Below are 21658 nucleotides of genomic sequence, written 5' to 3'. Positions count from 1 at the left end.
CCACCGAGCATCCGACAGGTCCGATCGATATGGACGTCGCTCCATCCCCATGTACTGCCAACGAACCAGCACGCCCGCTGACAGCCGGCAAACGCGAATCAACCTGATCGAGGATCAGATGCCCTCTTAGCCTCGCGCCTTCAGCAAGGGCGGCGGGTGGGGTGACCATGGAACGCGAAAGTGCCTTCTGATCTGGGAAGATTTGGGATGTCGAAGGCCCGAATCACCCTGCACGGAAGGCACTTCAGAGTGCAGAGTACTCGTACGCATCCGAAGGTTGTCGTTGCTGGTGGCGCTCGTGGTGTGGTCGGTCACGCCGGTGCCCGACTGCTCACCGATCTTGCCGACAGGACGGGGTTGACCAGCGGTTTCGTTCAAGTGCTGGGCGTTGGCCGGCAGCGCCGGGGCAGGCATGAGCCAGGCCGGGTCGCGGTTGATCTCGCGGTGCTGCTGGCCGACGGCGGTGAAGCCATCGCCGATCTGGCGGTGTTGCGGCAGCAGCCCGGCCTTTTTCGGGCCGGTCGCGTCGGATCCGACCGCGTGGCGGGTCCTCGACCAGATCGACACGGCGGCCCTGGCCCGGTTGCGGGCGGCACGGGCGGCCGCACGGGAACTGGCCTGGGTGCAACTGGCAGAAACCCGCCGGTCGATGCCTGCCACCACCGTGCTCGGCCAGCAGCTGGCGGGGTTCGTGCTGGACATCGACGCGACGATCGTGCTGGCCCACTCCGAGAAGCAATCAGCGACACCGACGTGGAAACGCACGTTCGGCTACCACCCGCTGCTGTGTTTCCTCGACAGCACCGGGGAGGCCCTGGCCGGGATGCTGCGCCCCGGCAACGCCGGATCGAACACCGCCGCCGATCACATCACCGTGCTCGGCCAGGCCCTGCAACAGATCCCGGACGCGCACCGCTACGGTAGCCCGATCCTCATCCGCAGTGACTCGGCGGGTTCCAGTCACGAGTTCCTCGCCCACATCCGATCCTTGCGCGCACACGGGATCGACACGCAGTTCTCGGTCGGGGTCGCGATCACCGCAGCAGTGCGGGCCGCGATCACCACCGCCACCGGCTGGGTCGCCGCCGTGGACGGTGACGGCAGCCTGCGTGACGGCGCCGAGATCGTCGAGCTCACCGACCACTGCGACCCGGCCACGCTGGCCGGGTTCCCGCCGGCACCCGCATGCTCTGCCGGCGGGAACGCCCGCACCCCGGCGCGCAACTCACCTTGTTCGACACGATCAACGGCAAACGTCACCAGGTGTTCGCCACCGACACTCCACACGGTCAAGGGTCGATCCAGTTCCTCGAAGTCCGCCACCGCGCTCATGCCCGCGTCGAGGACCGCATCCGCACCGGCAAAGCGACCGGGTTCGGCCGGTTCCCGTCTCGCCAGTTCGCCATCAACCAAGCCTGGCTCGAACTCGCCCTCACCGGCATCGACCTGCTCGCCTGGACCCAGCACCTACTCCTGGACGGCCCGCACGCGGCAGCGGAGCCGAAGAAGCTGCGCTACCGGCTGCTGCACGTCGCCGCGAAACTAACCCGCACCGCCCGCACCACCACCCTGCGCATCGCCGCCGGCTGGCCCTGGACCGACGACCTCATCCAAGCCTTCGAACGCCTCGCGGCACTACCCGAACCCGTTACCTGACAACAGAATCCGCCGCCCACCCACAACCCAGGACCCCACGGAGCAACCCGGCCTACGGCCGGGCGATACCCGCTGGGCGGCCATCAGAAAACCCCCAACCCCGCACAGCCGGACCCGCACGAACCGACCACCGCCATTAACGAAAGACGGAGGCTAGTGACGACCGCGGTGTTCCGGAACCAGGCGCCCGTACCTGCGGCGCACTTTACCGACCTGCCGGTCGAGGTGGATCCCGACATGATCGTGATAGGAGGCGGCGCCACGGCCGCGGAGACACCCAACGGTGCGCTGCTGACCGCCTCATATCCGAATGACAGTCGATCGGCCTGGCTCGCTTCCTCCAAGGACCACCGGGTCCCGAACCCGCACAGCCTCACTGCCTTCGCGATCGGTATGAAGGTCAACTCCGCGGACATGCCACGGACGAAGCTCAAGGAGAGTTTGCTTTATACAAGGGCAACGGGTGCCGAGAGCAATCACCCACGTGCGATCGCGGGCGTCCCGGACGGATTCACGATGGTCGGCGGTGGCTTCCGGGTGAACTGGCCGCCGGGCGCGGGCAACCTCGTGACCGGATCTTTCTGCGGAGATCTCGATACCACCCACGATTGGGAAGCGCGCTCAAAAGATCACATCACACCCTCGCCCTGCACAATCGACGTCTGGTCCGTCGCGATACGGAGCACGCTCGGCGTAGGCGGGCACGTGTTTCGAGTTGATCGACGAATAGATCGGCGGACCAGCACCGACCTGGTCTCACATCCATTCGCCGAACTCGTGTTCGAGGGCGCACACGTACTGACCGGCGTAGGCGCGAAGGCACGGGTCGAAGAACCCGGTCAACTGATCTGGCGGCTCGAACCGACCGCAGCGGGCGGTCGCCCTGGGGTGACGGGAGGGTCCAAGGACCATCAGCTAGCGTTGAAATCCATCATTTCGGTATCGGCGCTCGGCATCAGGCTGATACCGAACTGACTCCGTCAGCACTCAACGGCGCTCGTCCTCTCGTCGGAAGCCAGGCGGCCGGCACGCTCGGTTAACCGCCGTACACCTCCAGCACGACCACATTCTGATCCATGCTCGGGACGGGTCTGGTCAGTGGTGGAACCAAAGCTCGTGCACGTGGTTGTCCGCACCGCGATACACGACGTGTTGGGTCTGATCGACGTCCCAGGTATAACCGACCATGATGCCGGCCCCCAGACCCGGCACCTGGGTTGCGGCGGCGACCTGTATGTTGCTCCACCCTTCGCCTTGGCGGAACCGCAACTCATTGACACCACCCTCTCTGCCCGTGTACAGCACATGCTGTGTCTGATCGAGATTCCAGGTGTAGCCGGTCAGCGCGTTTCCAGCCTGTGGGCCACCGGTTGCGGTGGTGAGATCGTGGTGATTCCAGCCGTCACGGTGATGGAACCACAATTCGTGAATATGCCCGTCGGACGCGCCTCGATGAACTACATGTTGAGTTTCATCGATATCCCACGTGTAGGCGGTCAGCCAATCAGCTGCCAGCGGGCCACCAGCGGCGGTGGTCAGATCGTTGTGGTGCCAGCGTCCGTCGTACCACAGTTCATGAATATGGAAGTCACCACCGCCGCCTACGACATGCTGGGTGGTGTCCACCTCCCACTGATAGCCGATGGGATTGTTACCCGAAGAGTTCGGTGGACTAGCGGCCGCTAGGCTCAGATCATTGTGGTTCCACCCGTCGCCGTGGTGGAACCACAGCTCATGAATATGATTGTCGGTGCCGAGGTATATTACGTGCTGCGTCTGATCGGCGGCCCGCGTATAGCCATTGACGGCTCCCAGGCCGAGAGAGCCACCTGCGGCAGCGGTCAGGTCGTTGTGGTTCCACCCGTCACCATGATGGAACCACAATTCGTGAATATGACCGTCCGCGCTCACGTACACTATATGCTGGGTATCGTCGACGTCCCAGGTGTATCCAGCCAGGCCACCAACCGACAGCGGAGAACTGGTGGTGGCGGTCAGGTCGATGTGATTCCACCCGTCACCATGATGGAACCACAATTCGTGAACGTGGCTGTCCGCGCCGTTGTACACCACGTGTTGCGTCTGATCGACATCCCAGGTATAAGCGACGAGGCCACCAAACCTGAACTCCATCTCAGGACCGGCTGAGGCGACAGTCAGGTCGTTGTGCTGCCAGACCATGGCAAGATCCTCCGTAATCATAAAGATAACTCGCGCCGCCCCCGCCGGGGCATCGCCATGACTCCATGAATTCGTGCGTGGGCGACGATCGCGTCGTCGACCTCCGGTCCGAGATGTCGGGCGGGCGCTCGCTACGTGAGGATCGCGTCGAAGCTCGACTCGCTGGTTCCGTGCCGGCCGTTGTACGCCTCGAGCATGGCCGCCTGCAACACATGGACACGAACGTCGGAAGTCGCGCGCGGCGACATGACTCCGGGCGCGTTTTCGTAGTTGAAGGCGATCACGTCAATGAATATCAAATCTCTGAGCTTTCGTCCTCGGACGAGCGTGAAGAGCGCCGACGCGATTGCGGGATAAGGCGTGAATTTCGGATCGCCGAGCCATTGCTCGAGATCCTCGCGCGGAACACTGAAATCAACATTGATCGAGCGAAGAGCGCTGATGCTGTCCGCTGCCGAAAGCGGCTGGGCAACCGTTCCCGTTTGCGATTCTTCCGAGCCCACGACGATTGGCCCATGCCAAGCCCACTGCTCATCACGCCAGAAGAAGTCGAAACCTCTCTGCTCACGGCGCCTGGCGATCATTTCAAGATTGCCGTGGTCCGCGTTGCCGAAGTTACTCTGGATCAGCGAGACCTCGTCGTATTCAGCCGTTCCTATCTTGACGGCGAACGACCAGCCTTCGTCAAGCCGGCGAGATTCCCCATGATCACCGTTATCTCTCCAGAAATGGAGAATTCCACCATCCTTTGCGGGAGCCACCAGCTCCAGATTTCCGTAGTGGGCGCCATCGAACGGAATTATGTCGGACTCCTCATCGAGACCGTAGTCACTCTGCATAAGGCAAGGCCTACCGCGAAATGGGCGGAGCACGTGGCCTAGTTCGGTCGGCTGAGTAATGGTGAGAGCTTCCCTCCACCCCTCCTGAACAGGAGCGCCTGAGTGGCCGAGGTTGCCGGTTCTGCCCCACGCATAAACATGAAGCGCCCCTTGATCGGAGACCACTGCAACCAAGATGTCACCGATAAAACTAAGGTCGCCCAGATCGCGCATTTCCTTCCAGCTCGCCTTGACGGTCTGGTTGTGCAGTGTCGTGAGCGCAAGTCCCGCGCCAACGAACTTCCGGTCGAGAAGGGTGTCTCCTCCGAACTGCTCGTTCGGACCTGGACTGCCCATGCGACCCCACGGCTGAATGCCACTCTCGAAGTGTTTCCGCCGCATCATTTCGAAGCCGCCGCTGCCGCCGCCCATCGGCACCACGACGTACAGTGCGCTGTCCATGTGCGAGTCGACGTCCTGGTCAAATATTCCCTCGCGGAACAGTGCACCGGTATATGTGATCGCCGGCGCCCCGACCGCACCGTTGAAAACTCTCCCCGCTTTCGACCAGACGAACGCTCCTCCGTTTTCCCGCCACCAGTGCTCAAGCTCGCCGTCCGCACGCGTGGCGACCGCTTCGAAGTTCTTCAGTGACGAACTTCGGAACGCTGCGAAGTCCGACTCGACCAGGGACGCTCCAACGTAGCGATTGCCCTGCGCGAACAGCGCCGGACCGTGCCACGGCAAGGTCGGATCCTCGTTGTCACGCCAGAAGTGCGCCAAGCCGCCGTCCGGCCACGCGATCAACACTTCGAAATTTCCTGTCCGGCCGGCTCGGCTCTGTATGAAAAACCCGCCGAGCGGCGACACCGCCGGTCGATCACGCCAATCCAACGCCATGGTTCGCCTCCGATGGCCGCAGCATAATCAACCGGCAGTCTAGCTAACTGGCATCACCGGCAGCCAGAGTCGGGCTCGCTCTTTCCTGGTTCTGGATAGATGCTGTCGTTGATCTTTCAGTTCTCACCAATAGGTCGAGTTCGGTGACTGGTCGTGCTGCAACTGGTGCGGCGCCGGCCGGATCCCTATCGCCTATCAAGCCGCCGAAGGGGCCAGTCCGATCAACGCACTCAATCCGCAGAAGTCCCCGCACAGATCGACTCATGGTGGCCGCGTCCGAAGGCCGGCTGCCCCGGGCAGTTCGACAGGTGAAACGGGTCGCCGCAGGTTGTCAACTGCAGTGAGTTCCGCGTACTGCGGCAGCTGTGGCCGTCGCGCGCGGGTTGCAGCGCCTGACAGGGGAACCGGTGGCGCGGATGCCGGAGCGTGCTGCGCCGTAGCCGGATACCGGCGGGACGACGTGTTTCAACGGCAGCAGTGGTCCGCGCGGCTGGCGGTACCTAAGCTCGGCCCGTGATCAGCGAAACCCGGCGCGTCTTCAGCGACCTGCACAGAGACGGCACCTTCGTGCTGCCCAACCCGTTCGACGCCGGCTCGGCCCGGCTGCTGCAGAGCCTGGGCGCGAAGGCGGTGGCGACGACGAGCTCGGGGCTGGCCGCGACGCTCGGCCGGTCGGATCAGACGGTGACCGTGGACGAGCTGATCGCCCATGTCCGGGCCTTGACCGGCGCCGTGTCCGTGCCGGTCGCGGTCGACGCCGAGCGGGGTTACGCCGAGACGCCGGCGGGGGTGGCTGTGACGGTCGAGGCGCTGGCGAGGACCGGCGCGAGCGGGGTCTCGATCGAGGACTACGACCCGGTCGCCGACGCGATCGAGTCGGTGGAGGCGGCGGCGGCCAGGATCGCGGCGGCGGCCGAGGTGTGCGCGAAGCACGGGATGGTGCTCACCGGGCGGTCCGAGAACCATCTGTACGGCGTCGTGGATCTGGATGACACGATCGTGCGGCTCCGGGCGTACGCGGAGGCCGGCGCCGGGTGCGTCTATGCGCCGGGGCTGACCGACCTGGACGACATCCGGCGGCTGGTCGGTGCTGTGGGCGTACCCGTGAATGTCCTGGCTCTGCACGGCGGCCCCAGCGTGCCCGAACTGGCCGCGGCGGGGGTCCGGCGGGTGTCCACCGGCGGGGGCCTGACCTGGGCGGCGTACGCCGGGCTGGCCGCGGCGGCGACGGAACTCTTCGAGCGGGGCACCCTCGAGGCCGGTGTCAACCCCACCGCTTTCAGCGAGGATTAAGCAGCCGGGACTAGGGTGCAGTGAGACGGCCGTCACACGCCCTGGAGGGACGCCCATGCTCAACCTGTCGATCCTGCTCGAGGACTCCGCGCGGACCTTCGGCGCGCGGACCGCGGTCGTGCTGGGCGAGTCGCGGCTCACCTACGCCCAGGTCGACGCGGCCGCCGGCCAGGTGGCAAACCTGCTGGTCAGCCGCGGCATCCGGCCGGGCGACAAAGTGGCGCTGTCCTGCCCCAACCTTCCGTATTTCCCTGTCGTCTACTACGGCATCCTCAAGGCGGGCGCCGTCGTCGTCCCACTGAACGTGCTGCTCAAGGGACGCGAGGTGGCCTACCACCTGGCCGACTCGGAGGCGAAGGCGTTCTTCTGCTTCCAGGGCACCGCCGAGCTGCCGATGGGCGCCGAGGGCAAGGCGGGCTTCGACGAGACGACGGGCTGCGAGCATTTCTTCCTGATCACCGCCGACCCGGCGGCGTCCTCACCGATCGAGGGCGCCGAGACGTTGGGGCAGGCGACGAAAGACCTGCCGCCGATCAGCGGGACGGTGCTGCGAAACGAGACCGACGCGGCCGTCATCCTCTACACCAGCGGCACCACGGGGCAGGCCAAGGGCGCCGAGCTGTCGCATTCGAACCTCCTCCTCAACGCGCTGACCTGCAACCGGCTGTTCTCGTCGACGCCGGGCACCGACACCCACCTGGCCGTGCTGCCGCTGTTCCACTCGTTCGGCTCGACCGTCAACATGAACGCCGGGTTCGCGACCGCGTCGACGCTGGTGCTGCTGCCACGGTTCGAGGCGGGCGCGGCGGTCAAGCTGCTGGAGTCGGAGGACGTGACGTTCTTCGCGGGCGTACCCACGATGTATTGGGGTCTGCTCAACGCCCTGTCCGACGGCGTCGACGTGGAGCGCATCGCCCGGAACATGCGGGTCGCGGTCAGCGGCGGGTCCAGTCTGCCCGTGGAGATCATTCATCAGGTCAAGGACCGGTTCAAGGTCCAGATCCTCGAGGGGTACGGCCTGAGCGAGACGTCTCCCGTGGCCACCTTCTCGGATCCGCACGCGGAGCCTCGCCCGGGTTCGATCGGCATCCCGATCTGGGGTGTCGAGGTGAAGCTGATCGACCCGGAGTGGAACACGATCGACGCCCCGGACGAGATCGGCGAGGTCGCGATCCGCGGGCACAACATCATGCGCGGCTACTACAACCGGCCGGAGGCGACCGCCGAGGTCATGCGGGACGGCTGGTTCCGCAGCGGCGACCTGGCGAAACGCGACAAGGACGGCTTCTACTACATCGTCGACCGGGCCAAGGACATGATCATCCGCGGTGGCTTCAACGTGTACCCGCGGGAGATCGAGGAGGTGCTGATGACGCACGAGGCGGTCTCGCTGGCCGCGGTCATCGGCGTGCCGCACGAGAGCCACGGCGAGGAGATCAAGGCGTACGTGATCCGCACCGCCGGCGCCACGACCACGGAGGACGAGCTGATCGCGTGGTCCAAGGAGCAGATGGCGAGCTACAAATACCCGAGAATCGTCCAGTTCGTGGATTCGCTTCCCATGACAGCGACGGGCAAACTGCTCAAGCGCGCATTGGACTAAGACTCCTAACATTGCGCGCATGACGGAGGACGCGTGACGACGCTGCAGCTGGAACGTCCCGGGTTCACGCGCGTCGCCCAGTTGCGGCACACCTCGCCCGGCCGGCTTCAGCTGATGCTGGCGGTGCTGGTGGCGCTGGGTCTGCTCACCGGGTTGCTGGCCGGTGTGGCCGCGAGTTCCGCCGGGTCGGGCACCGATGACCTGGGCGGCCGGGCGCAGCCGCTGCTGACCGAGGCGGAGACGATCTATTCGGCGCTGGCCGACGCGGACACCACGGCGGCGCAGGCGTTCCTCGGCGGCGGGCTGGAACCGGCCACGCTGACCGTGCGGTACGAGAACGACCTGACTCGGGTGACCACGGCGCTGACGTCGGCTGCCCGGCGCACGCCGGAGGGCGGCGAGTCGGCCGACGCGGTTCGCGAGCTGTCCACCGGTGTGACCCGGTACGCGGCACTGGTGGCGGCTGCCCGGGCGAACAACCGGCAGGGTCTGCCGGTCGGTTCGGCGTACCTCTCGCAGGCTTCGGCCTTGAACCGCGAGATCCTCCAGCCTCAGGCCGACCGGTTGCTCCGGATCGCCCAGCAGGAGGTCGACGACGCCTACTCGTCGGCCCGGAGCACCCCGTGGATCGCGATCTACGTGATCCTGATGATCCTGTTGTTCGTGATGCTGGCGCAGGCGCAGGTGCGGCTGAGCCGGACCACCAAGCGCACCTTCAACATCCCGCTGGTCGCGGCGACCGGGCTGACGCTGGTGCTGGCGCTGGTCTCGTTCGGCGTGCTGGTCGCCCAGCGGACCCACCTGGACACCGCCGAGGAGGACGGCTCGACCCCGGTGACGCTGCTGTCCAAGGCGCGCATCTTCGCGCTGCGGGAACGCGGCGACGAGGCGCTGGCGCTGGCAGCGCGAGGCAACGGCGAGGCCTACGAGCAGGACTTCGGCACCGTGTCGCAGCGGCTGACCGGGCAGTACGGGCTGCTCGAGGTGGCCCGCGCGTCGATCGACGGCGACGCCGAGGGGCATGTCCGGGAGGCGATGGACGCCCACGTGAAGTACCTGGACATCCATCGGGCGATCACCGGGCTGGACGAACAGGGCGACCACGACGGCGCCGCCACCCTGGCCGTCGGTCCCGAGGCGACGACCACGTTCGACAAGATCACCGACGGGATCGGCGCGGCGCTGGACGACCGGATGGCCCTGTTCACCAAGGAGATCGACGCGGCCGGGCGGGGCCTGGGCGCGCTGACCGTGCTGGGCCCGCTGCTCGCGCTGATGATCTGCGCGCTGTGCTGGCTGGGCATCCGCGCCCGGCTGGAGGAGTACCGATGAACCGCCGGCTGGTGTCGCTCGCCGCCGTCACGCTGCTCGGGCTGACCGCGGGCTGCACGGCGAGCCAGGACGGCGGCCGGATCGAGCCGCCGGTCGCCGCGGCACCGTCCGCTCCTCCGCAGGCCGCCGCGCCGGACACCTCCTGCAACCCGCGGGCCAGCCTGCGCCCCGGCGCCGGTTCGATGCCGGCGCCCGGGCAGATGCCGGCCGGCTCGCACATGGCCGCGATCCAGAAACGCGGCCGGCTGATCATCGGCACCAGCCAGGACACCCTGCTGTTCAGCTCGCGCAACCCGTTCACCGGCGCCATCGAGGGCTTCGACGTGGACATGGGCCGGCAGGTCGCGCAGGCCATCTTCGGCAACCCCGACAAGATCCAGATCAAGGTCATCGGGTACGACCAGCGCGTGGATCTCGCCGCGGACGGCACCGTCGACCTGGTCGCCGACACGATGACCGTGAACTGCACCCGGCTGAAGCAGGTCGACTTCTCGGCGATCTACTACGAGGCCGGGCAGCGGGTCCTGGTCTCCACCGACTCGCCGGCCGCCGGCATCCAGGACCTCGGCGGCAAGCGCGTCTGCGCGGTGGCCGGCTCCACCTCGCTGGACAACATCGCCAAGGTCGGCACCAAGCCGGTGCCGGTCGGGCGGACGGGCTGGGCCGACTGCCTGGTCGCGTTCCAGCAGAACGAGGTGGACGCGATCTCGACCGACGACACCATCCTGGCCGGGCTGGCCGCCCAGGATCCGTACGCGAAGGTGGTCGGCGACAAGTTCACCGAGGAGCCGTACGGCATGGCGATCTCGAAGCAGTACCCGGAGTTCACCCGGTTCGTGAACCAGGTGCTGGAACGGAACAAGGCCGACGGGACGTGGAAGAGGACGTACGAGAAGTGGCTGCACGACTTCGGCCGGGCGCCGCAACCCCCGCAGGCCTCGTACCGATGATGCTGGATCCGCGCGCCGAACTGGCGCGTCTCGAGGCGGCCGTGGCCCGGGTGGCCGAAAATCTCGTGGAACTGGACGACAGCGTCGCCAAGCGCGACCTGGACGCGCGGTCGCTGACCGGCCGGACCGCGTCGGCGTGGGCGTCGGCGAAGGACGCGCTGACCCGGCTGTGGGAGGGCTACCGGCAGCTGACCGCCGCGATCACCGAGGCGCGGGCGCTGCGTGACGTGGGCGGCCCGGCGTTCGCCCACCAGGTGCTGGGCCGGTCGATCACGCTGTCCACGTCGGTGGTGCCGCTCCATCAGCGCGGCCTGCTGGGTGCGGGGCAGGAGCGGCGGACCTGCTCGCCGGGCGAGCTGCTGGCCACGATGGAGGACGCGTTCCGGACGGTGGCCGACGTGGCGACCCGGGCCGGCGACGCGTGGCAGCGGCTGCTTCCGGCCAGCGCGGACGCGGCCGCGGCGGTGGCGAACGTGCGCCGGCTGATCGGCCGTGACCAGCAGGGCCTGGCACTGCTGGACGAAGCGGACCGGCGGCTGCGCTACTTCACCCAGACGATGGGGTCCGACCCGCTGGGCGTCGACGAGGCCGAGCTGACCGCGATCCGGGCGCTGGTCGACCGGGCGGACGCCGAGCGCACGTCGGCCGGTGAGCTGCGCGAGGTGCTCGGGCAGCGGCTGGCCGAGGCGCACAAACTGCTGGCCGAGGTGGACGCCGCCGAGCAGGCCGCGGCGGAGGCTGCCGCCCATGTCGCCGACCGGTTCGGCTCGGGTTTCGTGGTGGCGGACGGGCCGGACCTGCGGCCGGATCTGATGGCGGTGGACGCGCTGGCCTCGGCCGGGCACTGGGCGCTGATCAGCCCGCGGCTGGCCGAGTGGACGCGGCGGGCGCGGGCCCGGCTGGACGAGGTGAGCGTGACCTCGGAGCGGGCGGGTGAGCTGCTGTCGGCGCGCAACGAGCTGCGGGGACGGTTCGAGTCCTACCAGGCCAAGGCGAAACGGCGCGGGCTCGACGGTTCGCTGGGCTCGGCGGCTGATCGGGTACGCGAGGCGCTGTACGTGGCGCCGATCGATCTGGAGGCCGCGCGCGCCGCGGTCAACGCCTACCAGGACGCGGTGCGGGAGGCGGCGTCGTGAACTGCCTCCGCAACTGTCCGGGCTCCATCGTGGACGGATACTGCGACACGTGCGGGATGGCGCCGGCCAAGGTGACCACTCCTTCTCCCCCGCCACCGCAACCGTCCCCGGCTCCGCCCCCGCCGCCGCCTGCCCCCTCGCCTGCCCCCTCGCCTTTCCCCTCGCCTTCACCTTCGCCCTCGGTCGAGGAACCCACGGACGATCTCGCCGAGCCCGTCACGGCGCCGATCTCCACGCCGGCCTCCACGCCGACCCGGACGGCACGCAGCACCCGGGCGATGAGCACGCGCACCGGGAGCCGGCGGCGGCGCTTCGGCGGCGGGCTGGTGGACATCGCGCCGATCATCCAGGCGGACCCCTCCACCGCGGTCATGTCGCCCGCCGAGGTGCCCGAGAACAAGCGGTACTGCGCCAAGTGCGGCAAGGAGGTCGGCCGGGGGCGGAACGGTCGCTCCGGGCGTACCTCAGGATTTTGCTCGTCCTGCGGCGAGGCCTTCGACTTCACGCCCAAACTGGGCAAGGGCGACCTGGTCGGCGGCCAGTACGAGGTGGCCGGGCCGCTCGCGCACGGCGGCCTGGGCTGGATCTACCTGGCCACCGACAAGAACGTCTCGGACCGCTGGGTGGTGCTCAAGGGCCTGCTCAACGCGGGTGACGACGACGCGCTGGCCGCCGCGGTCGCCGAGCGCCGGTTCCTGGCCGAGGTCGAACACCCGAACATCGTCAAGATCTACAACTTCGTCGAGCACGACGGCGCCGGCTACATCGTCATGGAGTACGTCGGCGGCGAGTCGCTCAAGGGCATCCTCAAGGACCGGATGGCCGCCAACAACGGCCGGCACGACCCGCTGCCCGTCGAGCAGGCGCTGGCATACCTGCTGGAGATCATGCCCGCGTTCGGCTACCTGCACGACCACGGCCTGATCTACTGCGACTTCAAGCCGGACAACGTGATCCAGACCGGTGACCAGGTGAAACTCATCGACCTCGGCGGCGTGGTCCGGGAGGACGACCTGGACTCGGCGCTGTACGGCACGGTCGGCTTCCAGGCGCCCGAGATCGCCACCCAGGGCCCCAGCCCGGCCTCCGACATCTTCACCATCGGCCGCACCCTGGCCGTGCTGACCACCGACTTCCGCGGCTACCAGAGCACCTACGCGACCAGCCTCCCGTCCCGCGAAACGGTCGACGTCTACCAGCGGCACGAGTCGTTCTACCGGCTGCTCGTCCGGGCCACCCAGGGCGACCCGGCCGCCCGGTTCGACGACGCCGGCGAGATGACCGAACAGATGCTCGGCGTGCTGCGCGAGGTGCTCGCCGCCGAGGGCGACCCGCGTCCCGCCACGTCCCGGCAGTTCACCGGCGAGCTGCGGACCGACCCGCGCAGCGACGCGCCGGACTGGCGGTTCCTCCCCTCGCCGATCGTGGACCTCACCGACCCGGCGGCCGCGTTCCTCGCCTCGGTCACCGTCACCGACCCGCAGGAGGTGCTCACCCTGCTCGGGCGGGCCCCGGCGCACACGGTCGAGGTCCAGCTGCGGGCGATGCGGGCGATGATCGACCTGGGCGCCGCGGCGCGCGACGACCACCCCGGCCTGGACACGTTCGCGCACGCTAAACGGACCCGGGACGCGCTCGGCGCGGCCATGGCCGGCGACTGGCGGGTGGCCTGGTACGACGGCGTGCTCGGGCTGGCCTCCGGCGACCTGCAGCTGGCCCGGCGCCGGTTCGACGAGGTGTACTCGGCGCTGCCCGGCGAACTCGCGCCCAAGCTGGCCCTCGCGCTCGCGCTGGAGCTGGCCGGCGACCACGAGCTCGCGGCCGGCTACTACGACGTGGTGAGCCGGACCGACCCGGCGTACACGACCGCGGCGGCCGGGCTGGCCCGGTGCCGGCTGGCCACCGGCGACCGCAACGGTGCGGTGGAGGCATACCATCGCGTACCCGGCACCTCGGCGGCCTATCGCAGCTCGCGGGTCGGGGCGGTGCGGGCGCTGGTCCGGCCGCATCCGCATGCCGCCGCGGCGGTCACCGCGCTGGCCGCGGCGGCGGAAATGATCAGCAAGCTGGAGGCGGAGGCGGCGCAGGTGGCCGAACTACGGGCAGAACTGCTCGAACAGGCACTGATGGTGTCCGGGAACGGCACACCGGTGCCGGGCACGATCCTGGGCCGGGGCGACGGCATCGCGGGCGAGCGTGACCTGAGGTTCGCGCTGGAGAAGGCGTACCGGGAAATGGCCCGGGCCGCGCACGGCCCGGAGCGGATCCGCCTGGTCGACCTGGCGAACACCTCGCGGCCGAGGACGCGCACGTGACCGCCGCGGTGCAGTGCGTCGCCTGCGACGACGAGCGGGCCGCCGGCGCCACGTTCTGCGAGGCGTGCGGGCGGCGGCTGGTCACCTGCACGCATTGCGGCGGCGGGGTCGGCGACGACGGATACTGCGAGAGCTGCGGGATGATGGCCGAACGCGAGAACGACCACGCCGAGGACGACGCCGGCGCCCTCGGAGCCGCGGTCACCGACCGTGGCAAGCGGCACCACCGCAACGAGGACGCCGCGTTCTTCGCCTCCTCCGACGGCGGCGTGGATCTGGTGGTCTGCGACGGGGTGTCCGCGTCGGCCCGCGCCGACGAGGCCTCCTCCCTGGCCGTCCGGATCTGCGGCGAGGCCCTGGCTTCCACCGAGCCGGTCGACGCGGTCGCCGCCGCCGGGGCGGCGGTCAGCGCCCTCGGCACCGATCGGGACTCGCCGGCCTGCACGATCGTGGCCGCCACGGTGCGTGGCTCCTCGATCCGGGTGGCCTGGGTGGGCGACAGCCGGGCCTACTGGGTGCCCTCCGCCGGCCCCGCGACCCAGCTGACCGAGGACGACTCGTGGGCGCGGCACGCCGTCGCCCTGGGCGCCGACCCGGAGACGGCGATGCACAGCCCGCAGGCGCACGCGATCACCGCCTGGCTGGGCGCGGACGCCCCGGCGGTACGGCCCTCGGCCAAGGACCTGGACGTGGAGGAGCCCGGGACGCTGGTGCTGTGCACCGACGGTCTGTGGAACTACCTGATCGACCCGGCCGACTTCGCCGACGCCGTCCGTGGCAACCTCGACAAAGGCCCGCTGGCGGCGGCGCAAGCGTTGGTCGCGTTCGCGAACGAGCGTGGCGGCGCGGACAACATCACCGTCGCCCTGACACCTGTGGGAGGTCCCCGTGGCGTACTCCGCTGAGGCGTTCCAGAACGAGTTCCTGCCCCTCGGTGGCACCGAGGTCAGCGCGATCGTCACGGTCACCTCGACCGGCTCGGCGACCGGCCGGCGTACCTCCGGCGCCACCGAGGTGATCATCGTCGACGCGTCCGGCTCGATGCAGGCGGAGGGCCGGATGGCGGCCGCGCGGCAGGCGGCCAAGGCGGCGGTGGCCTGCCTCGACGACGGCGTGCACTTCGCGATCATCGCCGGGGTCAGCACCGCGCAGCAGCTCTTCCCCGCGCCCGGCCAGCTCGCCGTGTCCAGCCCGCAGAGCCGCGCCGACGCGATCCGCTCGATCGACCGGCTGCAGGCCAGCGGCGGCACCGCGATGGGCGCCTGGCTCAAGCTCGCCGCCCAGCTCTTCGCCCAGCGGCCCGGCGACATCGCGCACGCCATCCTGCTCACCGACGGCGACAACGGCGAGCACGCCGGCTACCTGGAGAAGGTGCTGGAGAGCATCGGCGGCAACTTCCAGTGCGACTGCCGCGGCGTCGGCACCAACTGGAAGGTCGCCGAGCTCCGCAAGATCGCCGGCGCGATGCTCGGCACGGTCGACATCGTCGCCCGCCCCACCGACCTCACCGCGGCGTTCGAGCAGATGATCACCAACGCCATGGGCAAGACCTCCGCCGATGTCCAGCTCAAGGTCTGGACCCCGGTCAACACCACGATCCGGTACGTCAAACAGGTCGAACCGTCGGTCGTGGACCTGTCGGGCAAACGCGTCGAGGACGGTCCCCGGGCCGGGCGATACCCCCTCGGCGCCTGGGGCGACGAAAGCCGCGACTACCACGTCAGCGTCCAGGTCAACCCCGGCGCGGCCGGCGACGAGATGCTCGCCGCACGGGTGTCCGTGGTCGAGGGCGACGACGTACACGCGCAGTGCCTGATCCGGGCCGTGTGGACCGACGACAGCGGGCTGTCCACCCGGATCAACCGGCAGGTCGCCCACTACACCGGGCAGGAGGAGCTGGCCGACGCCATCCAGGCCGGGCTGGAGGCGCGCAAGGCCGGCGACGAGCACACCGCGACCATCAAGCTGGGCCGGGCCGCGCAGCTCGCGCACGAGAGCGGCAACGACGCCACCACGGAGCTGCTGTCCACCGTGGTGGACATCGACGACGCGGTGACCGGCACGGTCCGGCTGCGCCGCCGGGTGGAGGCGGCCGACGAGATGGCCCTGGACACCCGATCCACCAAGACGGTGCGGGTCGGGCGGGCCTCCTCGTGATCTGTCCCCGCGGTCACGAGTCCGCGACCGACGACTTCTGCGACGTCTGCGGCGTCCGCATGGGCGCCGCCACGGCACTCATCCCGGCGGCGGCCCCGGTGGTGGCCGCGCCGGCCGCGCCGCCCTGCCCGCATTGCGGCACGCCCCAGCCGGACGCCGGCCGTTTCTGCGAGGACTGCGGCTACGACTCGAGCACCGGTCGCGTCCCCGTCCTGACGGCGCCCGCTCCCGCTCCCCGCGGGGAGTGGACCGCCACGATCACCGCCGATCGCACCTGGTTCGAGGCCAACGCGGTCGACGGCGTCACCTTCCCGGCCGACCACCTGACCCGGGACATCCACCTGCCGCCGCCGCAGCTGCGGATCGGGCGCAAGAGCGCGTCCAAGGGCACCGATCCGGAACTCGACCTGGCCGACGACCCCGGCGTGTCGCACAGCCACGCCATCCTCACCCAGAACCTGGACGGCGTCTGGCTGGTCGCCGACGTCGGTTCCACCAACGGCACGTACGTCAACGAGACGCTGCTCGAGGCCGGCCGCAGCCACCCCTTGGCCGACGGCGATGTCCTGCACGTCGGCGCATGGACATGCATCACTCTTCACGCCGATTAGAACACCTGTACTATTCGGCAGATGCGACCTGCCACCTTGCTCCTCGGCGCCGCCCTGATCGCCCTGCCCGTCATCGCTTACGCCACCGCGCCCTCCTCCGCCCCCACCTCGCGCAACTCCGCCCCTGCCCTGCGCCCCACCGCCGTCCCCGCCCCCGCCGCCGCCCTCGCCCGGGCCTTCGCCGAGGCCTGTGACTGGACCGAGCTGGCCCTGCCCACCGGCTACGCCCGGCCCGACGTGCACGCCGCCGGCGGCCACGGCGTCTACGCCGGCGTCGCCTGGGACCTCGACATGGGCCGCAACGAGGCCCTGCTCTGGCAAGGCGGCGTGGCCCGCCCGCTCGGCGACGACACGGATGTCCACGACGTGAACGCGAACGGCGCCGTCGTCGGCCGCGGCAGCGGAAACACGCCGGTCCGCTACACCGCCGGCTACTGGGAGGAGCTGCCCCGCCCGGCCGGCGCGACCGGGGTGGCGACCGACATCAACGACGCCGGGGACGTGTTCGGCGCCCTCGACCACGGCCGCCTGATCCGGTGGCCGGCGGCGAGGCCCGGCACCTACGAGCTGGTCGCCTCGCCCTTTCCCGGCAACCACATCCCGATCGACCTCGCCGAGGACGGCACGCTGCTCACCCGCGCCGTCATGTCCGGCGGCACGGCCCCGGCCTGGCTCCGCGCCGCCGACGGCACGTGGACACTGCTGCAACGCGCCGAGGGCACCCACGAGATCATGCCGGCGGCGGTGGCGGGCGACCGGGTGGTCGGCAGCGACCGGGGTGAGACTGCCCTCGAGTGGGACAGGTCCGGCACGATCACCCAGGCCGTGACGGGTTTCGTCCCGGTCGACGCCAACGCGGCCGGGCAGGTGCTGGGCCGGCTCGATCCGTCCTCCCGGCCGGCCGTCTACCGGGACGGGAAACTCGAGGCGGTGCTGCCGACGACGTTCAACGGCCGCCGGGTCGACCCTCGGGCGCTGGACGACGACGGCACCGTACTGGGCACCGCCGACGGCGGCGACGACGACCCCGACCGGGCGGTGGTCGGCAGCTGCTGACCCGCCTGGCACCGCCTTCTCCCCGCGGCCGCCTTTCGGGGCACGCCTGGTCCTTTGAGGCCTCGCGCGCCCCCCGATCCTTTGAGGGCGCGCGCCCCGATCCTTTGAGGGCGCGGGTGCCCGTCCTTCGTGGGAACGCTTCGGGTTTCGGCCCGGGGCGTTCCCGGCGTTGCTTATCCTCGCGCCGATGAAGGACGAACGGGTGGCCGGCACGGAACGCGCCGAAGTGCTTGCCGAACTCACCCGCGCCCTCGACCAGGGCGACCTCGCCCTGGACGACTACGACTACCGGGTCGCCGCGGTGGGCACGGCCACGTACACCTCGGAACTGCTCGCCCAGCTCAGCGACCTCCCACCGGAATACGCCTGGCTGCCACCCACCGCGGTGGCCCCACCCGATCAGCCGCGCGTGGCCGGCGCCGGCCGCGGCGCCCTGATCCTGGGGATCCTCAGCCTGCCCACGTCGTTCTGCATCTTCGGCGGCATCCTGGGCGTCATCGCGATCTTCCTGAGCCTGCGCGGCGAACGCGCCCGCGGCTTCTCCCCCGCCATGCTCGGCTGCGTCTTCGGCATCGTCGGCGTGGCCCTGTCATTCGCGGCGCTGGCCGCCCTGGTCTTCGCCCTCAACAAGCCAATGTCCCCCTGATCACCCTCCCCGCCCCTCCCCTCGCCGTTCGGCCCTCGCCCCTCGCTCTCCGCCCTCGCCCTTCCGCCCTGGCCCTTCCGCCCTGGCCCTTCCGCCCTGGCCCTTCCGCCCTGGCCCTTCCGCCCTGGCCCTTCCGCCTCCGCCTTCCGCCCTTCCGGTCGCCTTTCGCCTGCCCGGTTGCCCGCCTTCAGCTCGCCTTCCCGGCGGGTTCCGGGATCAGGTACTCGCCGCCGCACGCCTCGGCCAGCGACGGACCGAAGAGCGCCGCCGGAAAGGACACACCCGCCGCCCCCGTCCCCGCCAGCAGGCGGAAGGCCGCCTCGGCCGGCACCGCTCCGGTGAACTGCTGCGCATCCCCCACCCGCAGCCAGCCCTCGCGCACGCTGCCGTCCGCCCAGCGCACCCGCGCATGCCCCCACGAGTACTCGCGCGGCCGCTCGCGAGCCTTGAACTCGAGCCCCGCCATCCGGCGGATCAGGAACTCCCGCAGCGGCCCGATCGCCAGCAACGACAGGGCCGCGGGCAGCACCGCCCGGACGACCGGCGCGTCCGGCACCTCGCTGGAGGCGGCGACCACGGACGGCGCCCCACTGGCCCGCCGGGCGGCGACGAGCTCGCCGAGCGGCATGCTCGAGGTGGTGACCTGCGAGCCGTCCGGCAGCGTGAGCCGGAGCGCCTCGCCGCCGAGCCGGGCGGCCACCAGGGCGCCGTCCCGGTAGCGACGGCCACCGAACCGGCTGCCGCCCTCGACTCCCGGGAGCCCTTCGAACAGGGTGCGGGCCAGTGCCTCGCCCATCACTCCCGCCTCGATCGCCAGCGAGGGCACCATGTCGACCCGTACCGAAAGGGGCTCCGGCCGGTCTTCGCACAGCTTCACGACCACGCTCTCGGTGGCGGTGGCCCCGAAGCCCGCCCCCGTCACCAGCGTCCGTCCGGCGGCGACGGCCTCGTCGTGCAGGCGCAGCAGAGCGTTGGCGGCGGCCACGTCGTTGGCCAGGTCGATGTAGTCGCTCCCGGCGGCGAGGCACGCCCGGGCGATCGGCGTCGCGCTCGACAGGAACGGCCCGATCGTGTTGATCACCACGGCGGGCCGCTGCCGCCGGATCTCGGCGGCGGTCGCGTCCACAGCGCCGGCGACTACGGTACGGCCGCCGCCGGCCCGTTCGGCCACCCGTGCCAGGCGTTCCGCATCCCGCCCGACGAGCACGGGCGTCACGCCCCGGGCCACCAGCTCGGCCGCCACGGCTCGCCCGCTGCGTCCCGTACCGCCCAGAATCCAGACCTCAGCGCTCATCGTTGCTCCTCACCCAGTCATGACATGCCATGTCATCACCATAGCTCGTGATGACATGGCATGTCATCAGGCTAGGCTTGGCAGCATGGTTAGGTGGCAACCGGACGCACGCGACCGCCTGGAGCGCGCCGCGATCGAGCTGTTCCAGGAGCAGGGCTTCGCCGCGACGACCGTGCCGGAGATCACCGCCCGGGCCGGCCTGACCACCCGCACGTTCCACCGCCACTTCGCCGACAAGCGCGAGGTGCTCTTCGGCGCCGTGGAGGAGATGCCCGAGCTCGCCACGCGCATGATCATCGACGCGCCGGCCGCCCAGGAGCCGATGACCGTGATCCTCGAAGGCCTGCGGATGGTCGCCGTCACCCGCTTCGAGGGCCGCCGGGACGACTTGCGCCTACGCCGCGAGATCGTCCGCTCGGACGCCGGCCTGCGCGAACGGAACCTGCACAAGTGGTCGACCCTCAGCGAGGCGATCCGGGCCGGTTTCATCGCCCGCGGCCTGCCCGCGACCAGGGCGGCGCTGCTCGCCGAGACCGCCGTGACCCTGCTTCACGTGTCGTTCGACGAGTGGCTCGACCGGGACGACGACAGCAGCCTCTTCCAGATCATCGAGAACACCAGGGACCTGCTCCGCGAGGCGATCGCCTAGAGCCGATCGACCGGCCCACGCTAAGCGCCGGCCAGGTGGGTGGCGGCGAGGGCGGCAAGATCCGGGGTACGCGCGAAGATCGACAAGCCGCGCCCCGGCCGGGTGCCGCCGTCCCTGGTCCGGTAGTAGCCACCCGCCTCGGTGACGATCAGCGACGTGGCCGCGAAGTCCCACACATGCCCGCTGCTCTGCACCGCGACATCGAGATCCCCGCGCGCGACCAGCAGCGGCGGATGCAACCGCCACGCCCGGCCCGGGATGGCCGCCAGCAGAGCGCTCACCTCGTCGACCGCCGGCAGAGGAACCACGCCGAGCCGCACCCCCGGTTCACCGAGCCCCTCCGGATCGCCGCCGTCCCCGGCCTCGCCCGACTCGCCGGGCGCGCCTGACTCGCCTGACTCGCCTGACTCGCCTGACTCGCCTGACTCGCCGCTATTGTCCGGCGCGCTCGAGCCGACGCCATCGTCGGTGGCGACGGCCAGGTCGAGCTCACGGTCGACGCTGAGCCGCACGTCGGGCACCGCCGGATCGGCCGGCCCGACACTGACGCTGACCTCGTCACCGGGTGCGGCCGCCGGCCCGACACGGAGGCGACGAGCCGACCCGAGTGCGTCGAGCGGCGCCTCCCAGGCACCGCCCCCGCGTTCCGCCCAGAAAACCCGCCGCTGCGCGGGAATCACCGCCACACCGGCCACGATCTCCCCGTCCGACTCGAGCGCGACCAGCACCAGCCACCGGTCGTCCCCGGCGACGAAGAGCGCCGTCCCGTCGATCGGGTCGACGATCCACCGCCGGGCGCCATCACCGGCCTGCCCGCCTTCCTCGCCGAGCACAGCATCGTCGGGCCGCTCCGCCGAGAGCACCGTGCGAATCTCGGCCTCCACAGCCCGATCGGCCTCGGTGACCACACTGCCGTCCGCTTTCACCTCGCGGCGCAACCGCGCCAGGTCGGCGAACCAGCGCATCCCGACCGCGGCCCCGGCCAGCGCGGCCCGCCGCGCCACCTGAAGATCATCGCTCACGGTCCTCATCAGACCACGCCGACCGGCCGCCATGGACCT

General features: G+C 70.0%; 17 protein-coding genes and 1 pseudogene. 14 read left to right on the top strand and 4 right to left on the bottom strand.

Annotated features, from left to right (window positions below):
• Positions 1-202 precede the first annotated feature (202 nt).
• Both QSK31_RS39265 and QSK31_RS39260 read left to right on the top strand, forming a co-directional pair.
• Positions 203-1656: pseudogene (locus QSK31_RS39265) on the top strand (IS1380 family transposase).
• Positions 1657-1812: 156 nt separating this feature from the next.
• Positions 1813-2631, top strand: coding sequence for a hypothetical protein (locus QSK31_RS39260; protein ID WP_285689807.1), 819 nt, complete (start codon positions 1813-1815; stop codon positions 2629-2631).
• 120 nt (positions 2632-2751) lie between these two features.
• On the opposite strand, the gene QSK31_RS39255 is transcribed toward QSK31_RS39260, so the two are convergent.
• Together QSK31_RS39255 and QSK31_RS39250 are read right to left on the bottom strand one after the other, a co-directional pair.
• Positions 2752-3837, bottom strand: a complete 1086-nt coding sequence (locus QSK31_RS39255) for a hypothetical protein (RefSeq protein ID WP_285689806.1) — start codon at positions 3835-3837, stop codon at positions 2752-2754.
• A 131-nt stretch (positions 3838-3968) separates the two neighbouring features.
• Positions 3969-5555, bottom strand: a complete 1587-nt coding sequence (locus tag QSK31_RS39250; protein ID WP_285689805.1) for a hypothetical protein — start codon at positions 5553-5555, stop codon at positions 3969-3971.
• Positions 5556-6068: 513 nt separating this feature from the next.
• Here QSK31_RS39250 and QSK31_RS39245 point away from each other — a divergent pair.
• The 11 genes from QSK31_RS39245 to QSK31_RS39195 all read left to right on the top strand — a co-directional run bounded on the left by QSK31_RS39245 (position 6069) and on the right by QSK31_RS39195 (position 18654).
• Positions 6069-6848: an isocitrate lyase/PEP mutase family protein gene (locus QSK31_RS39245; protein ID WP_285689804.1), complete on the top strand. Its 780-nt coding sequence runs from the start codon at positions 6069-6071 to the stop codon at positions 6846-6848.
• Between the two features lie 55 nt (positions 6849-6903).
• The gene (locus QSK31_RS39240; RefSeq protein ID WP_285689803.1) at positions 6904-8451 is read left to right on the top strand and encodes a long-chain-fatty-acid--CoA ligase; all 1548 of its coding nucleotides are present in this window, start codon (positions 6904-6906) and stop codon (positions 8449-8451) included.
• Positions 8452-8484: 33 nt separating this feature from the next.
• Positions 8485-9783: a GlnX family signal transduction membrane protein gene (locus QSK31_RS39235; RefSeq protein WP_285689801.1), complete on the top strand. Its 1299-nt coding sequence runs from the start codon at positions 8485-8487 to the stop codon at positions 9781-9783.
• Positions 9780-10733 carry a glutamate ABC transporter substrate-binding protein gene (locus QSK31_RS39230; protein ID WP_285689800.1) on the top strand — a complete coding sequence of 318 codons (954 nt, stop codon included), beginning with the start codon at positions 9780-9782 and terminating at the stop codon, positions 10731-10733. The genes QSK31_RS39235 and QSK31_RS39230 overlap by 4 nt, the downstream gene beginning before the upstream one ends.
• A complete protein-coding gene (locus QSK31_RS39225; protein WP_285689799.1) occupies positions 10733-11869 on the top strand; it encodes a hypothetical protein in 1137 nt (378 codons plus the stop codon). The genes QSK31_RS39230 and QSK31_RS39225 overlap by 1 nt, the downstream gene beginning before the upstream one ends.
• 56 nt (positions 11870-11925) lie before the next feature.
• On the top strand, positions 11926-14184 hold the full coding sequence (locus tag QSK31_RS39220; RefSeq protein ID WP_502873079.1) for a serine/threonine-protein kinase: 2259 nt from the start codon (positions 11926-11928) through the stop codon (positions 14182-14184).
• Complete coding sequence (locus tag QSK31_RS39215) at positions 14181-15089, top strand: protein phosphatase 2C domain-containing protein (protein ID WP_285689796.1); 909 nt, start codon at positions 14181-14183, stop codon at positions 15087-15089. The genes QSK31_RS39220 and QSK31_RS39215 overlap by 4 nt, the downstream gene beginning before the upstream one ends.
• Positions 15073-16341 carry a vWA domain-containing protein gene (locus tag QSK31_RS39210; protein ID WP_285689795.1) on the top strand — a complete coding sequence of 423 codons (1269 nt, stop codon included), beginning with the start codon at positions 15073-15075 and terminating at the stop codon, positions 16339-16341. Before QSK31_RS39215 ends, QSK31_RS39210 begins: the two co-directional genes overlap by 17 nt.
• Entirely contained in the window at positions 16338-16952 is a 615-nt protein-coding gene (locus tag QSK31_RS39205; RefSeq protein WP_285689794.1) for a double zinc ribbon and FHA domain-containing protein, read from the top strand. Before QSK31_RS39210 ends, QSK31_RS39205 begins: the two co-directional genes overlap by 4 nt.
• A gap of 21 nt (positions 16953-16973) precedes the next feature.
• A complete protein-coding gene (locus QSK31_RS39200) occupies positions 16974-18008 on the top strand; it encodes a hypothetical protein (protein WP_285689793.1) in 1035 nt (344 codons plus the stop codon).
• A 187-nt stretch (positions 18009-18195) separates the two neighbouring features.
• The gene (locus QSK31_RS39195; protein ID WP_285689792.1) at positions 18196-18654 is read left to right on the top strand and encodes a DUF1707 SHOCT-like domain-containing protein; all 459 of its coding nucleotides are present in this window, start codon (positions 18196-18198) and stop codon (positions 18652-18654) included.
• A 187-nt stretch (positions 18655-18841) separates the two neighbouring features.
• Here QSK31_RS39195 and QSK31_RS39190 read toward each other — a convergent pair whose 3' ends face one another.
• On the bottom strand, positions 18842-19948 hold the full coding sequence (locus tag QSK31_RS39190; protein ID WP_285689791.1) for a saccharopine dehydrogenase NADP-binding domain-containing protein: 1107 nt from the start codon (positions 19946-19948) through the stop codon (positions 18842-18844).
• Between the two features lie 85 nt (positions 19949-20033).
• Here QSK31_RS39190 and QSK31_RS39185 point away from each other — a divergent pair, with 85 nt between their 5' ends.
• A complete protein-coding gene (locus QSK31_RS39185) occupies positions 20034-20597 on the top strand; it encodes a TetR/AcrR family transcriptional regulator (RefSeq protein WP_285689790.1) in 564 nt (187 codons plus the stop codon).
• 20 nt (positions 20598-20617) lie between these two features.
• On the opposite strand, the gene QSK31_RS39180 is transcribed toward QSK31_RS39185, so the two are convergent.
• A complete protein-coding gene (locus tag QSK31_RS39180) occupies positions 20618-21619 on the bottom strand; it encodes an inositol monophosphatase family protein (protein WP_285689789.1) in 1002 nt (333 codons plus the stop codon).
• Positions 21620-21658: the final 39 nt, after the last annotated feature.

Origin of the sequence: Actinoplanes sp. NBRC 103695 (assembly GCF_030269485.1) — a bacterium.
In the GTDB taxonomy this organism is placed as follows: domain Bacteria; phylum Actinomycetota; class Actinomycetes; order Mycobacteriales; family Micromonosporaceae; genus Actinoplanes.
Note: the sequence above shows the minus strand (reverse complement) of the source record. Positions and strands in the feature narration are given on the sequence as shown.